This is a genomic window from Bradyrhizobium sp. SZCCHNR1098, assembly GCF_032489375.1.
Lineage (GTDB): Bacteria > Pseudomonadota > Alphaproteobacteria > Rhizobiales > Xanthobacteraceae > Bradyrhizobium.
Genome location: NZ_JAUEXY010000002.1, coordinates 242,250 through 257,221, shown reverse-complemented (window position 1 = coordinate 257,221; position 14,972 = coordinate 242,250). Strand labels below are relative to the sequence as shown.

The following is a 14,972-nucleotide window of genomic DNA, read 5'->3' as shown; positions in this document are numbered from 1 at the left end:
CGACCTCAATGGGCAATCTGCCGATACAGTGCGGGCAGTGCTGCGGGCAGTCGCCTGATGTTGCCGACGATGCCGTAGCCGCCGCGGCCGAACAGGGTCGGAAAATACGACTGCGCCGACGCATCGATGGTCACGCCGAACACCGCGACGCCGCCGCGCCGCGCCTCCTGCACCGCCTTGCGCGTGTCCTCGATCGCGAAACGTCCCTCATAGTGATCGACGTCGTTCGGCTTGCCGTCGGTCAGCACCAGCAGCAGACGCTTGCGCTCGGGTCGCTCGGCGAGCTCGCCGGCGGCGTGACGCACCGCCGTGCCGATGCGCGTGTAGTAGCCGGGCCTGAGCGCACCGATACGGCGCTCGACCCGCCCGCTCATCGGCTCGCCGAATGCCTTCACGGTCTCCAGGCGGACCCATGAGTTGCGCCGCGAGGTGAAGGTGAGAATGCTGTGGCTGTCGCCGCAGGCCGACAGCCCATGCGCCAGCACCAGCAGCGCCTCCTTCTCGATGTCGAGCACGCGCACGCCGTCGATCCACGCATCGGTGGACAGGGAGACGTCCACCAGCAGGGTCACCGCAAGATCATGCGCGAGCGGGCGCATCGCCAAGTGCACGCGGTCGATGCCGCCATGGCCGGCATTGAGATCGCTGCGCGCGCGCACCAGCGCGTCGATGTCCAGGTCGTCGCCATCGGCCTGCGCGCGCATCACCTCATGACGCGGCCGCAAGGTCTCGAACCTGCGCCGTACGCTGCGGATGCGCCGGCGCATCGCATCGTCCGGAGCCCACGCCTCGCCCGCCTCAGCGGCGTCGCCGGTCACGACGCGGCAATGGTCCGGCAGATAGGCGCCGCTGCGATAATTCCATTCGGGATACAGTCGGCCGCTGCCGAGACGGGCCGTGTCCACCGCCTCGGGCGGCAGGTCGAGATCGAATTTCAGCTTGCTCGCCGGACGCCCCTTGCGCCTGGCGATCGCGAGCTCATCGAGATCGTCGGCGGCCTTGCGGGCATCGTCATCGTCGGTATCGTCGGAAGGGCGATCGACATTGACCATCTCCGCCATCGCCAGGATCTTCTCGAAGCGGTTGAGAATGAACGGATCGCGCTTGGCCGTGTCGTCGCGCTCGCGCCGCGCGAAGCGCTTGCGGGTGTCGGGTGCCCCCTCCTGCTCCGCGGGCGTCTGCGTCTCGTCGTCATCGCGCGCCGCGGCAACGGCATCGCGGCTCCAGCAATCGCCCCATAGCGGACACGGCAGCATCGTCCGATAGCCGGGCGGGGCGGCCTCCGGCAACGCGCCGCCGGCGATGACCGCATTCCACAGCGCGCCCTTGGGCGGCGCGCCGGCGCCGAGCAGCGCCATGACGATATGCTCGACCTGCTGCTCGAGCCGAGGCAGCGGCCGCCGCGGCCGCGCCGCAGCCAGCGCTTCGGCGAGTTGCGCATGCGGACGCGCCAGTCCAGGGAAGCGCGCCAGCACCAGCGAGGTCGTCTCACAGGCCCGGCGCAGCGCCAGCAGATCATGCCGCAGCGGATCGCGCTCCGCGATCGGCTCGACCGCCATGGTCGCGAACCACGCCGCGAGCCAGTGATAGAGCTGCGCATTGAGCGCGCGATCCGGCAGCAAAGCGATGGTCTCCGGCAGGAACACTGTGGCGCCGTCGCGCCCGGCCTGATCGAGGCATTCGTCGCCGAGGCCAATGCGCTGGCGCCAGCCGAGCCGATGGCCCGACTTGCGCGCCCTGGCTCCGGCGACCTGCACGCCGCTCTCGCCGCCCAGCGCGCGGAACATCACGGCGATGCGGCCGCTGATCTCGTTCAGCGCGACGGCCTGATCCGGATGGACCGGATAGCTCGAGGTCGTGCCGACCATGCTGTGCCAGGCACGGCCGACCGTCTCCTCCAGCTCGAGGAAGTCGAGCATGGCTCACCCGATCACGGCATGTGCGACGTCGCGCAGCGCGGCCTTGACGTCGGCGTCGTCGGTGAGCGGCTCGATCATCGCGGCGAGCACGGCGTCTGCGACCGGCGTTCCCGCCGCGATCAGCGTGGCGCAATAGACAAGCAGCCGGGTCGAGACGCCCTCCTCCAGATCATGGCCCTGCAGCGCGCGCAGCCGCTGCGCCAGCGCCACGAGCGGCCGGACGCGCTCCGGTGCGAGGCTGCTCTCAGCCGCAACCACCGCGACCTCCTGCTCGGCCGGGAGGAAGCCGAACTCGATCGCGATGAAGCGCTGGCGGGTCGAAGGCTTCAGCGCCTTGTGCAGGCTCTGGTAGCCCGGATTGTAGGAGACGACGAGCATGAACTCCGGCGGCGCTGCGAGCTCCTCACCGGTGCGCTCCAACGGGAGGATGCGGCGGTCGTCGGTGAGAGGATGCAGCACGACGGTGACGTCCTTGCGCGCCTCGACGACCTCGTCGAGATAACAGATGCCGCCCTCGCGCACCGCACGGGTCAATGGGCCATCGGTCCAGACCGTGTCGCCGCCCTTGAGCAGATGGCGGCCGGTGAGATCGGCGGCCGTGAGGTCGTCGTGACAGGCGACGGTGTGCAGCGGCAGCCCGAGCCGCGCGGCCATATGCGCGACGAAGCGGGTCTTGCCGCAGCCGGTCGGCCCTTTCAGCAGAACCGGAAGGCGATGCCGGAACGCATGCTCGAACAGCGCACATTCATTGGCGGACGGAGTGTAGGACGGAAACGAAGTGGCGGTGTCGATCGCGTGCAGTGCAGCTCTCATGGTCACTCTCCGGCATCGAGGGAAGCAGGCGGCGGCCCCGGGGCCGCCGCCTGTCGGCGTTTACTCGGCGGGCTGCAGCGCGCCGGGGATCACCGCCTGCTTGGCGCGGCCGGGCACCAGCACGGCCCAGACGAACATCAGCGCCGCGATCGCCACGAACACACCGGAGCCGAGCCGCACCCAGTAGAACATCGCGAGCTGGTCCTGGACGTCCATGTAGCTCTGACCAAGCACCCGCTGCAGATGCACCTGGACGACGCCGGCGAAGGTCAGCGCGAAAGTCATCGTCATCATCGCCGTGCACATGATCCAGAAGCTCGCCATCGAGAGCCACTGATTGTAGGGCGCACGCTGGCGCAGTTGCGGCACGGCATAGGCCATCACGGCGAGGTTGAGCATCACATAGGCGCCGAAGAAGGCGAGGTGGCCGTGCGCAGCGGTGACCTGGGTGCCGTGGGTGTAGTAGTTCACCGACGACAGCGTGTGCAGGAAGCCCCAGACGCCGGCGCCGAGAAAGGCCATCACCGAGCAGCCGACGGACCACAACAGCGCAGCGCGGTTCGGGTGCTTGCGGCCGGCCTTCAAGGTCATCTGCACTGTGAAGATCACCATGGTGAAGAACGGCGCGACCTCGAGGGTGGAGAACAAGGAGCCGATCCACTGCCAGTAGCCGGGGGCGCCGATCCAGTAGAAATGATGGCCGGTGCCGAGGATGCCGGAGAACAGCGCGAGCCCGATGATCACGTAGAGCCACTTCTCGACCACCTCGCGGTCGATGCCGTTGAGCTTGATCATCAGGAAGGCCAGGATAGAGGCCATGATCAGCTCCCAGACCCCCTCGACCCAGAGATGGACGATGTACCACCAGTACATCTTGTCGACGGCGAGATTGGCCGGATTGTAGAAGGCGAACAGGAAGAAGATCGCCACGCCCCACAGGCCGAACAGCAGGATGTTGGTTACCGTGGTCTTGCGGCCCTTAAGGGCTGTCATGGTGACGTTGAACAGGAACATCAGGCAAACGACGACGATGCCGACCTTGATGATGAAGGGCTGCTCGAGAAACTCGCGGCCCTCATGGTAGTGGAAGAGATAGCCGACGACGGCAGCCCCCGCCGCGCCGAAGAACATCCAGAACTGGATCTTGGCGAGCAGCGGGCTGTAGAGCTCGGTCTCGGTCTCCTCGGGCAGCAGAAAGTAGGTCGCCCCCATGAAGCCGATCAGCGACCACACGATCAGCGCGTTGGTGTGGATCATGCGGACGATGTTGAAGGGCAGCAGGACCGACAGCGTGTTCGGCAGCACGTAGATGGTACCGGCGAGCAGGCCGAAGATGACCTGGGCGAGGAAGAGCGTCAGCGCGCCGTAGAAATACAGCATCGCGACCTTCTGGGTCTCATATCTCATCGCGGATCTCTCTCATGACGGGGGGCGGGACGCCGGCTCAGCCGGCCTTGTTCGGCGGCCAGTCCTGACGCTTGATCGTGTCGGCCCATTGCAGGAAGTCGGCGAGGTCGTTGAGCTCCTGGTCGGACAAATTGAACTGCGGCATCTGCCGGCGGCCGGGAGCGCCCGAGGGCTGCGACTGCATCCAGGATTTCAGCATCTCGCGCGCGGCGGCCGGGTCCTGTCTGCCGCCCCAGCGGTCCCAGACATTGCCGACCTCGGGCGCGAAATAGGCGCCCTCGCCGAGCAGGGTATGGCAATTGATGCAGGAGTTCTTCTCCCAGACGTGCTTGCCGCGTGCGACGCCGTCGGACAGCGTCGACGCATTGGTCGAGGTCGTGACCATGTAGTAGTGGCTGTGCGCTGTGAGCCCGAGGAAGATCGCAAAGAAGAAGGCCGAACCGCCGTAAAAGACGTTCCGCGCGGCCGACTTGGTCAGGCGTTCCGCCATGACACGTCCTTTCCGTTTGGTGAAGTTCGATGGTGTGAAAGCAATCTACCGGCAATGCCGAGGGGCTCTTTGTCGGAGCGCAACGAGCGCGGCGATGGCCGATCAGATGAGCGCGCGGATCGCGACCGCGAGCCCGGCAAGCGCAACGAGAGCCGCCAGCCACGTGGTGAGCAGGCCGCGCCACAGCGCGGGCGCATCGCGCAAGCCGAGAAAATCGAGCACGATCACCCTGCCCTTTGCCAATGCGAGCAGCAGTGCGACCGCATCGACGAGCCATCGGCTCGGCAGCAGCAGCGACGCCGCAAGCGTCGCAATGGCAAGGGCCAGCAGTTGAAGCCAGGCCCGATCGAGACGGTCACGGAACATGGCTCAACCGACCAGATAGAGGACCGGAAACATGACGATCCAAACCAGGTCGACCATGTGCCAGAAGGCGGTCCCGGTCTCGACGCCATTGGCGGTGGCGCTGCGGCCGACGACGGCCAGGATGACGATGCCGAGCAGAACATGCAGGAGGTGAAAGCCCGTCAGTAGGAAGTAGAGGGTGAAGAACGGTGATGTCTCCATGCCCGCGCCGGCGGCGATCTCGCCGCCATATTCCGTCAGCTTGACGGCGATGAAAACGGCACCCAGCAACATGGCGAGCCCGAGCCAGCGTCGGGCGCTCCCGGTCGAGGCGTGCCGCGCAGAAGCAGCAGCTCGCGCGGCGGCCCAGCCGCTGGTGACCAGCACGGCCGTGTTCACAGCGGCCAGGCGGCTATCGAGCATCGCCTGCCCGACCGCGAACACGACGGGGTTGAGGGCCCGCGTCACCACGAAACCGCCCAGCAGGAGGCCGAAGGCGACGAGCTCGCTGAGGATCAGCACCCACATCATGGCGTCGCCGGGCAGACCATCCAGCACGCCCCAACGTTCCTCCTGCTCCGGCTCACAAGCGAGCGCCGACATCCCTGCCTCCGAGTTGAACTTCGAGAGGCTAGTCGGACCGTCAGTTTGACTCTTTGTCGGCGCGCAAACAGCGGACCGGCGAGGCACGCTAAGAGCCGGCATCGTCAGGAGCAGATCCCATGACCGAAGCGCAGCTCGGCCTCCTCACCGCGACGCCGATCATCATCGTCTTTGCCGGCGCGCTGTGGCGCATGGGCGTGCTGTCGACCACGGGGACGGTGTCCGCGGTCGCGCTCTCCGTCGCGATCGCCTTGGTCCTGTTCACCACGCAATAGCCCGCCTGGAACCTTTGCCGTCCTCGCACGTCAGTTCGTGCGGAGGTGCCGCATGGACGACAAGCGATTCGCAGAGCTGCTCGGAAACGCCGCCATCGGCGTCTGGGGCGACATGCCGCGCGACATCCAGGAGGCGCTGTTCGAGACAGCGATGCGCGGTCACAACGATCTGAGGCACGAGCTGGCCAAGCTGCTTCACGACCGGCACCCGCGTACGCAACATCCGCCGCGTCCGGCTTGAGCGGTCTCAGTCGGGATGATCATCAGCCCGGAACTGTGACGGCTCGTCGTAACCCTTACGGCTGCTGTAGAACAACAGCACCATCAGCCCAATTCCCACGATGAGCGGAAACACCACGCCGAGCGTGAGCGCGATCCATCCTTCTCGCGGCATCGGATCGCCCGGCAGGGTCAGCCCCTGATAGGCAAAGACGATGGCGGCTGCGAGAATCAGCAGCAATGCGACGATGATTGTGATCGGTCCAGCACGCATGGCGATCGTGCTCCTGGCAGCGAGAACCAAACCCGCCCGCGATCGTTCCTCGGCAATCCCGGTAACGGTGCACGGCGATAGTTCCGAAATGTGAGAACGGGTCGTCCCGCTTCGCCTGACCTTGCGCTGCCGCAATCACCGCGCTGCATCCAATCGCGGCATCATCTGCTCAAAGGATGACGCGCTCGCCCTCGGCCTGGTGCATGCCGCATGGCTGCTCCCGCCCGGGATCGCTAGGCGCCCGGGAACTTAGCTGATACCTCTATCGGCTTTCCATCGGCAGCAAAGGACAAGGACCGGAGATGGACAACCGCAGCGAGATCTGGCGCGGCGTCGACGCGATCAAGACCCGTTTCATCGAGCTCAGCGACCGGGTGTGGAGCATGCCCGAGGTCTGCTACACCGAGGCCCGCTCGTCCGCCGAACACCTCGCCGAGTTGAAGCACCAGGGTTTTCGCATCACCGAGAAGGTCGCGGGAATCCCGACCGCGCTGATGGGGGAATGGGGCGAAGGCGGCCCGATCATCGCCTTCATGGGCGAATACGACGCCCTGCCCGGCCTCAGCCAGGAGGCCGGGGTCGCCGAGCACCGTCCGGTCGAGACCGGCGGCCATGGCCACGGCTGCGGCCACAATCTCCTGGGCTCGGCGGCGCTGCTCGCGGCCACCGCCGTGAAGGACTGGCTCGCCACCAACAAGGTTCCCGGTCGCGTGCGCTACTATGGCTGCCCCGCCGAGGAAGGCGGCGCCGCAAAAGCCTTCATGGTGCGCTCGGGCGCGTTCGAGGATGCCGACATCGCGATCACCTGGCATCCGTCGAGCTTCTGGGAAGTGGTGATGACGCCCTCTCTCGCCAACACGCGCGCGGACTTCATCTTCACCGGACGCACCTCGCATGCGGCCGCCTCGCCCCATCTCGGCCGCAGCGCGCTGGACGCGGTCGAGCTGATGAATGTCGGCGTCAACTACATGCGCGAGCACATGCCGAGCGACGCCCGCGTGCACTACGCGCTGCTGGACACCGGCGGCATCGCGCCCAACGTCGTGCAGGCGCATGCACGGGTGCGCTACTCGATCCGTGCCCGAGACCTGCCCGGCATGAACGAGCTGGTCGAGCGTGTGCACAAGATCGCACAAGGTGCGGCGCTGATGACCGAGACCAAGGTGGAGATGAAGATCATCTCCGCGGTCTCCAACATCCTGCCCAACACGCCGCTCGAAGAGGCGCTGTATGGGATCATGGAGGAGCTCGGCCCGCCGCATTTCGACGCGACCGACAAGGATTTCGCTGGACAGATCCAGGCGACCCTGACCGACAAGGACATCGCCTCGGTCTACTACAGCATCGGCTTGGACCCGACCGACAAGCCGCTGGCCGACTTCCTGGTGCCGCTCAATGCCAAGCGCAATCCGCAGATCGGCTCGACCGACGTCGGCGACGTCAGCTGGGTGGTGCCGACGGTGCAGGTGCATGCGCCGACGGTAGCGATCGGCACGCCGTTCCACACCTGGCAGGTCGTCGCGCAAGGCAAGACGCCAGCCGCGCACAAGGCCATGGTGCAGGCTGCCAAGGCCATGGCCGGCCTGGGCATCAAGGCGCTCAACGAACCCGCCTTGATTGCAGCTGCCAAGGCCGACCTGAAAAAACGGACGATGCGCACACCTTATGTCAGTCCGCTGCCTGCCGAAGTGGAGCCGCCGCTGAAGATGTCGATCGCCTGAAACGTCAACCTTGGGGGGGGGGAACACAATGGCGAAAACGGCAACAAAGAAGAAGCCGGCGGCGAAGACCGCCAAGCCTGCTCCGAAGCGCGCGGCCGTGACCGCCACGGCCAACAAGAAGCACGTGAAGGCCAAGCCGCAGCACAGGCCACAAGCGAAGGCAGCCGCGCCAAGACCGCGGCTGCCGAAAGGACCGGTCTGGCAGTGGTCGGCGGTCGACACGGCAGCTGCGATCCGCGCCGGCGCGGCCTCCTCGGTCGAAGTGACCGAGGCGCATCTCGCGCGCATGCATGCGGTCAATCCGAAGCTCAATGCCGTCGTCGTCGATCTCTCCGAAGACGCCCTGAAGGCTGCGCGTGCGGCCGACAAGGCGCGCGACAAGAGCGGCCTGCTGCATGGCGTGCCGGTCACGATCAAGGAGAACGTCGACTACGAAGGACGGCCGAATCCCAACGGCGTTCCATCGCAGATGGGGATCATCGCGCCGTCGGACGCTCCGGTCGTGCGCAACCTGAAGCAGGCCGGCGCGATCGTGCTCGGCCTCACCAACACGCCGGAATTCTCGTTCCGCGGCTTCACCGACAACCCGCTGCACGGGCTGACCTTGAACCCGTGGGATCCAGAGATCACCTGCGGCGGCTCGTCGGGCGGCGCCGGAGCCGCGGTCGCGGCGGGCATCGGCACCATCGCGCATGGCAACGACATCGGTGGGTCGCTGCGCTGGCCGGCACATTGCAATGGCGTCGTGACCATCAAGCCGACGCAGGGCCGCATCCCCGCCTACAACGAGAGCGCTGCTGCCGAGCGGCCGATGCTCGCACATCTCATGTCGTCGCAGGGGCCGCTGGCGCGCAGCGTCGCCGACGTCCGGCTGGCGCTGGAGGTGATGAGCCGGCGCGATCCGCGCGATCCGTGGTGGGTGCCAGCGCCACTGGAAGGCGTGAAGCCCAAGCGGCCGGTCAAGGTCGCGCTCGCCAAGATCCCTGACGACATGGACGTCGATCCGTCCGTGCACGCGGCGCTGCGGCAGGCAGCGGATCATCTGGAGCGGTCGGGCTACCGGGTCAGCGAGGTCGAGGTCCCCGACATCTCCGGCGTCTGGCAAACCTGGTGCGACATCATCACCAACGAGGTGGTGGTGATGCAGGAAGCCAAGATGCTGGCCGTGACGTCGGAGGATTTCCACAAGGCCTGGGGCGGGATGCGCGCCAAGGCCGAGATGCTCGACCTCGCCGGCTGGATGAACGCGACGGCGCAGCGCTCCACCCATATCCGCGCCTGGCAGATGTTCTTCGAGGATTATCCGGTTGTGCTGGCGCCGACGACGGTCAAGCCGACGCCGGGCCCGCGCGAGGACACGGTAAGCCCCGAGCGTGTGCGCGAGATCTTCTTCAACGAGATCCGCTTCATCTCGGCGATCAACGTGCTCGGCCTGCCCGGCGCCGTCGTGCCGGTCACGGTCCACGACGGCAAGCCCATCGGCGTGCAGCTGATCGCCGGCCGCTATCGCGAGGACCTTGCGCTCGATGCCGCCGCAGCAATCGAGAAGCGTGCAGGAATGCTGGTGCGACAGCTCTGGGAACGGATGGTTTAGTCCCGCTGCGGCCCGAGGATCGAGGTCCTCGGGCCGTCATGTTTCCGACACTGCCCGGCATCGATTGTCGAAAGTCGAACACTGACGCGCATCGCGTTCGCTCGAGATCGCCTCGGGTTGACGGGAACTGGCCGACCTGTCTATTTTGATGTATACGAATGGATATAGCTCGGCGTCGGCACCGGCCCATGCGTCGGAACGGGACTTGCAATTCACCGAAACGAACCCGCCTCGGTGGATATGAACAAGGACAATGCGATGAGATCGACACGCTCCCTCACCGCCGCTCTGAGCGCGGCGGCCATTCTTCTGACCTGCGCGACTGCGTTCGCCGGCAGTGCCAACGTCGCCGTGGCCGCCAACTTCACCGAGCCCGCCAAGGAGATCGCGGCGCTGTTCAAGGCCAAGACCGGGCACGAACTGGTGATGAGCTTCGGCGCGTCCGGACAGTTCTACACCCAGATCAAGGAGAACGCGCCGTTCGCGATCCTGCTCTCCGCCGACGACGAACGGCCGAAGAAGCTGGTCGACGAGGGCCTCGGCGTCGCCGGGAGCCGTTTCACCTACGCCATCGGCAAGCTCGTGCTGTGGAGCAAGGACCCCAACGCGGTGAAAGGCGAGGAAACGCTGAAGGCGAACGCGTTCAACAAGCTGTCGATCGCCAATCCCACCGCGGCGCCCTATGGCGCCGCCGCGGTCGAGACGCTGAAGGCGCTGAAGCTCTATGAGACGATCCAGCCCAAGATCGTCCAGGGCAACACGATCTCGCAGGCGTACCAATTCGTCGACACCGGCAATGCCGAGCTCGGCTTCGTCGCGCTGTCGCAGCTGATGCCGAACGCCGGCGGCTCGCGCTGGCTGGTGCCGCAGAATCTCTACGGCGAGATCCGCCAGGATGCCGTGCTGCTGAAGGCGTCCGCCGGCAACGAGGCCGCCACCGCATTCCTGGCCTTCCTCAAGACCCCGGCAGCCCGTGCGGTCATCGAAAAGTTCGGCTATGCTCTGGATCCGAAGTCGGGCACCTGAGCATTAGGATTCATGAACCTCCACGTCTCCGCCGATATCTGGCAACCGATCCGGCTGACGCTCGAACTGGCAGCGCTCGCGACGATCGTCCTGATGATCGTGGGCACGCCGATCGCATGGTGGCTGGCGCGGTCGCGGGCGTGGTGGAAGGAGGCGGTCGCGGCACTGGTGGCGATCCCACTGGTGCTGCCGCCGACGGTTCTCGGATTCTACCTGCTGGTCGTGCTCGGCCCCAGCGGTCCGGGCGGCGCTCTGGCTTCGCTCTGGGGCGCGCGCACGCTGGCCTTCACTTTTCCGGGCCTGGTGATCGGCTCGGTCCTGTTCTCGATGCCGTTCGTCGTCCAGCCGATCCGCAACGCCTTCGAGGCCATGGGCGAAAAGCCGCTGGAAGCGGCCGCCACTCTGCGCGCCTCACCCTGGCGCGTATTCTGGACCATCGCGGTGCCGCTGGCGAGCCCCGGATTTCTCACCGGCGCCATCCTCGGCTTCGCCCATACCGTCGGTGAGTTCGGCGTCGTGCTGATGATCGGCGGCAACATTCCCGGCAAGACCAAGGTGCTCTCGGTTGCGATCTACGACTATGTCGAGACCTCGCAATGGACCGAGGCCTCCGTGCTGGCGCTCGGCATGGTCGTGTTCTCGTTCTGCGTCATTCTGACGATGATGCTGATCGAGAAGAAGATGACGCGCAGCACGTCATGAGCACGATCAGGGTCAATTTCCACGGCACGCTCGGTCGCTTCGAGCTGAACGCGCGCTTCGAGGTTCCGGCGCGCGGCGTGACCGCGATCTTCGGTCCGTCCGGTTGCGGCAAGACCGCGGTCATGCGCTGCATTGCCGGCCTCAACCATCTCGCCGGCGGGCTCTGCTCCGTCGCCGGCGAGGTTTGGCAGGACGAAAAGCATTTTCGTCCCGTGCATCAGCGTCCGATCGGCTACGTCTTCCAGGAAGCCAATCTGTTTCCGCACCTCTCGGTCCGCCGCAACCTGATGTACGGCCATCCCGGCTCGAGCAGCGCGGCCGCGATCGGCTTCGACGAGGTCGTCGCGCTGCTCGGCCTTGGACGGCTGCTCGACCGCTCGCCGCGCCACCTGTCCGGCGGCGAGCGGCAGCGCGTCGCGATCGGCCGCGCGCTGCTCAGCCAACCGAAGCTGCTGCTGATGGACGAGCCGCTGTCGGCGCTCGACCAGATGACCAAGGATGAGATCCTGCCGTATCTGGAGCGGCTGCACGCCGCCCTCGACCTGCCGATCCTCTATATCAGCCACGACCTCGCTGAGGTCGAGCGGCTTGCCGATCAGCTGGTGCTGATGCGCAATGGCGCGGTCCTGGCTTCGGGCCCCTTGTCCGTGCTGCAGGCCGACCTGTCGCTGCCGCTCGCGCTGTCGCGCGACGCCGCCGTGAGCCTCGACGCCACCGTCACCGCCCAGGATACGGCCGATGGCATGGCGACACTCGAAGTCCCCGGCGGCCAATTCCTGCTCCCGGCCGAGCCCCTCACGCCGGGGGCGCGCCGCCGCCTGCGCGTGCTCGCTGACGACGTCAGTCTCGCGCTGGAAACGCCGAGCCGCAGCACCATCGTCAACGTGCTCCGCGCCAGAATACTCGAGATCCGCAGCCAGTCGGACCACCGCGTCACGGCCTTGCTCGGACTCGGCGAGGATGGTCACGGCGCGCGGCTGCTGACGCGTGTCACCCAGCGCTCGTGGAACGAGCTCGGCCTGCGTGCGGGGCTTGCGGTCTATGCCCAGGTCAAGGGTGTCGCGCTCGTCCGCCGCGAAGAGCCTATCGCCTGAATCCAAACACCTGGCATTCGGCAACATCGCGCGATGTTGCATACGTGACAATAGCATCCCTCATGTTATATCGTAAACAATACAACTTCGGATGAGACAAAGCGGCAGGCGCTTTGATTTCGTCAATGCAATGAACGAGTTGAGCGGCAGGACATCGTCTGGCCCGGTGCTTGCTATCTGGATCTCGCAACAAGAGGTCATCAGCATGAAAGCCGCCGTCACCTGGCATCCGAACGCACCCAAGCCGCTTGCGCTGGTGCTGGGCACCAACGAGATCGCCTCCGCCGTCGCGGCCAAGCTCAATCATGCCCGCTTCGCGGTCGTACTATGCCATGACGCCTTCCCGCCGGTGATCCGGCGCGGCATGGCCTTCCATGACGTCCTGTTCGGCGAGACGCGCGACCTCGACGGCGTGATCGGCTCCCGCGCCGAGAGCATCACCGATGTCGTGCGGATTCACCGTGAGCCAGACCAGGCCGCCGTGACCGGGATGCATCTGACCGACATCATCGCCTTCCGCTATCCAGCCGTCATCGTCGACGCCCGCATGCAAAAGCATCTGGTGACGCCGGATCTGCGCGGCGTCGCCGGTATCGCCGTCGGCATCGGGCCGCGTTTCGCGATCGGGCACAATTGCGACGTCGCGATCGAGACTCATCCCCGCGAGACCGGCACGATCTTGGCCCATGGCACGACGCGCGATGCGGACGGCAAGGCACGCGATCTCGGCGGCGCCGGCCGCGAGCGTTTCGTCTATTCGGACCAGGAGGCCGTCTGGCACACCCCGCTCGACATCGGCACCCGGGTCTACAAGGGCCTGCAGCTCGGCTCGCTCGGCGGCACGCCGGTGCTCGCACCGCTCGACGGCGCGCTGCGCGGCATCGCCCGCGACGGCGTACGCGTGCCGGCCAACGTCAAGCTGCTCGAGATCGATCCGCGCGGCCGTCAAGCCGCCTGGACCGGCATGGACGAGCGCGGACAGGCTATCGCGGCGAGCGTCGTCGCGGCCCTTCACCAGATCATGCAAACCGGTCGGAAGGCGGGCCGCGTCTCCGCCAACGTATGAGGAGGACTGCCATGGGTGTCGCTGACGTCGGGACTTGTCAGATCGTGGCGCTGCAGGGCGCAGCGTCCAGCGTGATCCAGGAGATGCTCGGCGATTTCGCCAAGCGGCTCTCGGAGAATGGCCTGCGTGTCTCCGGCGTGATCGAGAGCAGCGCCGACAAGGCCAGGCCGTGCAAGGCCATGATGCTGCGCAGCCTCGACGATGGCCGCGTGTTCGCGATCTCTCAGGATCTCGGCCCGGAGTCGCAGGCCTGCAATCTCGACCCGGAGGGCCTCGTGCTCGCCTGCGCCGCCGTGCAGCAGTCGATCTCGCGGGGCACCGACATCGTGATCCTCAGCAAGTTCGGCAAGCAGGAAGCGGCAGGAGGTGGCCTTGCCGATGCCTTCGGCTCCGCCATCGCAGCCGGCCTCCCGGTCATCACGGCGGTCTCACCGGCGATGATGGACGCGTGGACGCGCTTTGCCGGCGCGTTCGCCGAGCACGTTGACGCCGATATCGCGCGCCGGCCGGGCTGGATCGAGGCGCGGTACAGCCGCTGGGTGACATCGCGAGCCACCCGTGACATGGTTGGCTCTCAACGCGAGCGGATCGGAATGGGATGAAGCGCGAAGCTCAGATCGCATTGACCATCAACTTCGGCAATGGCGGCAGCCTGTGCCCGGAGGATCTGCTGCTGATCGATATCATCCGGAGGGAGCGCTCGATCCTCGGCGCCGCGCGCGCGAGCGGCATCTCCTACCGCAAATGCTGGCTGATGGTCGATGCGCTCAACCGCACCTTCGAGACGCCGGTGTTCGAGACTCATCCGGGGCGCCGGGGCGGCGGCGCGGAGATCACGCCGTTCGGCGAGCGGCTGATCGCGCTGTACCGCTCGATGGAGCGGCGCACGCGCACCGCAACGGCCGCCGCGCTCGGCGAGCTGCAGAAGGCTACGGATCCCCGCTATCAGAAGCGGGCCAGCGGCGCGGCCGAGGCAGCTCCGAAGGCCGAACCGCGCCGGGTCCGATCGCGACGCTCTTGATCATCGCCCAGGCGGACAGATCCGGCTCCAGCGCCAACCGCTCGACCGACTCCAGCGTCACCAGCGCATGCAGCCTGGTCGCGCCGAGATCGAAGGTGACCCGCACGTAAGGCGGCTCGAGCGGCAGGATCTGCTCGATCCGGCCCGGCAGCCGGTTGGTGATCGACACGTCCATCGGCCGCGACAGCGCGATCGAGACGTCGCGGGCCTCGATGGTCACCGAGACGCCGGCGTCGATCGCCGCGTCCACCATCGGCACGCGCAACTCGCCATCGGCAAAGAACAGCGTCGACATGCCATATTGCGGATCATGGCGCAGCACGCGCGCGGGAACCGTCGTGCTGAGAACGACGGACGAGGCTGAAGACGATGCAGACTGGCCGGTCATCGCGCAGCAGCCTCC

The 14,972-nt window shown here is 66.6% G+C and carries 18 protein-coding genes; 10 read left to right on the top strand and 8 right to left on the bottom strand.

Features of this window, described 5'->3' with window-relative positions:
• Window positions 1-5 precede the first annotated feature (5 nt).
• The 6 genes from QX135_RS05395 to QX135_RS05370 form a co-directional block, all read right to left on the bottom strand.
• Window positions 6-1,919 (bottom strand): nitric oxide reductase activation protein NorD, encoded by a 1,914-nt coding sequence (locus QX135_RS05395; protein ID WP_316177003.1) that lies wholly within the window; start codon window positions 1,917-1,919, stop codon window positions 6-8.
• 3 nt (window positions 1,920-1,922) lie between these two features.
• Window positions 1,923-2,732 carry a CbbQ/NirQ/NorQ/GpvN family protein gene (locus QX135_RS05390; RefSeq protein WP_316177005.1) on the bottom strand — a complete coding sequence of 270 codons (810 nt, stop codon included), beginning with the start codon at window positions 2,730-2,732 and terminating at the stop codon, window positions 1,923-1,925.
• Window positions 2,733-2,792: 60 nt separating this feature from the next.
• Complete coding sequence (locus tag QX135_RS05385; protein ID WP_316177007.1) at window positions 2,793-4,139, bottom strand: cbb3-type cytochrome c oxidase subunit I; 1,347 nt, start codon at window positions 4,137-4,139, stop codon at window positions 2,793-2,795.
• Between the two features lie 37 nt (window positions 4,140-4,176).
• Complete coding sequence (locus QX135_RS05380) at window positions 4,177-4,629, bottom strand: cytochrome c (RefSeq protein ID WP_315738510.1); 453 nt, start codon at window positions 4,627-4,629, stop codon at window positions 4,177-4,179.
• Window positions 4,630-4,731: 102 nt separating this feature from the next.
• Complete coding sequence (locus tag QX135_RS05375) at window positions 4,732-4,995, bottom strand: cytochrome C oxidase subunit IV family protein (RefSeq protein WP_315781855.1); 264 nt, start codon at window positions 4,993-4,995, stop codon at window positions 4,732-4,734.
• 3 nt (window positions 4,996-4,998) lie between these two features.
• Complete coding sequence (locus QX135_RS05370; RefSeq protein ID WP_316177010.1) at window positions 4,999-5,577, bottom strand: cytochrome c oxidase subunit 3 family protein; 579 nt, start codon at window positions 5,575-5,577, stop codon at window positions 4,999-5,001.
• 119 nt (window positions 5,578-5,696) lie between these two features.
• Between QX135_RS05370 and QX135_RS05365 the strand changes: the two genes are divergently transcribed.
• On the top strand, window positions 5,697-5,852 hold the full coding sequence (locus QX135_RS05365; protein ID WP_315738513.1) for a hypothetical protein: 156 nt from the start codon (window positions 5,697-5,699) through the stop codon (window positions 5,850-5,852).
• A gap of 52 nt (window positions 5,853-5,904) precedes the next feature.
• The gene (locus QX135_RS05360) at window positions 5,905-6,093 is read left to right on the top strand and encodes a hypothetical protein (RefSeq protein ID WP_316177012.1); all 189 of its coding nucleotides are present in this window, start codon (window positions 5,905-5,907) and stop codon (window positions 6,091-6,093) included.
• A 6-nt stretch (window positions 6,094-6,099) separates the two neighbouring features.
• Here the strand turns inward: QX135_RS05360 and QX135_RS05355 are convergent, their stop codons facing one another.
• Complete coding sequence (locus QX135_RS05355; RefSeq protein WP_315755395.1) at window positions 6,100-6,345, bottom strand: hypothetical protein; 246 nt, start codon at window positions 6,343-6,345, stop codon at window positions 6,100-6,102.
• 302 nt (window positions 6,346-6,647) lie between these two features.
• Between QX135_RS05355 and QX135_RS05350 the strand changes: the two genes are divergently transcribed.
• From QX135_RS05350 to QX135_RS05315, 8 genes are all read left to right on the top strand, one after another.
• Window positions 6,648-8,066 carry a M20 family metallopeptidase gene (locus QX135_RS05350; protein ID WP_316177014.1) on the top strand — a complete coding sequence of 473 codons (1,419 nt, stop codon included), beginning with the start codon at window positions 6,648-6,650 and terminating at the stop codon, window positions 8,064-8,066.
• A 28-nt stretch (window positions 8,067-8,094) separates the two neighbouring features.
• Complete coding sequence (locus QX135_RS05345; RefSeq protein WP_316177015.1) at window positions 8,095-9,660, top strand: amidase family protein; 1,566 nt, start codon at window positions 8,095-8,097, stop codon at window positions 9,658-9,660.
• Between the two features lie 258 nt (window positions 9,661-9,918).
• Window positions 9,919-10,686, top strand: coding sequence for a molybdate ABC transporter substrate-binding protein (modA, locus tag QX135_RS05340; RefSeq protein ID WP_316177017.1), 768 nt, complete (start codon window positions 9,919-9,921; stop codon window positions 10,684-10,686).
• Between the two features lie 12 nt (window positions 10,687-10,698).
• On the top strand, window positions 10,699-11,388 hold the full coding sequence (gene modB, locus QX135_RS05335) for a molybdate ABC transporter permease subunit (protein WP_315772029.1): 690 nt from the start codon (window positions 10,699-10,701) through the stop codon (window positions 11,386-11,388).
• A complete protein-coding gene (gene modC, locus QX135_RS05330; RefSeq protein WP_316177018.1) occupies window positions 11,385-12,482 on the top strand; it encodes a molybdenum ABC transporter ATP-binding protein in 1,098 nt (365 codons plus the stop codon). Before modB ends, modC begins: the two co-directional genes overlap by 4 nt.
• A gap of 205 nt (window positions 12,483-12,687) precedes the next feature.
• On the top strand, window positions 12,688-13,548 hold the full coding sequence (locus tag QX135_RS05325) for a xanthine dehydrogenase (RefSeq protein WP_316177020.1): 861 nt from the start codon (window positions 12,688-12,690) through the stop codon (window positions 13,546-13,548).
• An 11-nt stretch (window positions 13,549-13,559) separates the two neighbouring features.
• On the top strand, window positions 13,560-14,150 hold the full coding sequence (locus QX135_RS05320; RefSeq protein WP_316177022.1) for a DUF2478 domain-containing protein: 591 nt from the start codon (window positions 13,560-13,562) through the stop codon (window positions 14,148-14,150).
• The gene (locus tag QX135_RS05315) at window positions 14,147-14,569 is read left to right on the top strand and encodes a LysR family transcriptional regulator (protein WP_315738523.1); all 423 of its coding nucleotides are present in this window, start codon (window positions 14,147-14,149) and stop codon (window positions 14,567-14,569) included. Before QX135_RS05320 ends, QX135_RS05315 begins: the two co-directional genes overlap by 4 nt.
• Here QX135_RS05315 and QX135_RS05310 read toward each other — a convergent pair.
• Window positions 14,478-14,957 carry a TOBE domain-containing protein gene (locus tag QX135_RS05310; protein ID WP_315738524.1) on the bottom strand — a complete coding sequence of 160 codons (480 nt, stop codon included), beginning with the start codon at window positions 14,955-14,957 and terminating at the stop codon, window positions 14,478-14,480. The genes QX135_RS05315 and QX135_RS05310 overlap by 92 nt on opposite strands.
• Window positions 14,958-14,972 lie beyond the last annotated feature (15 nt).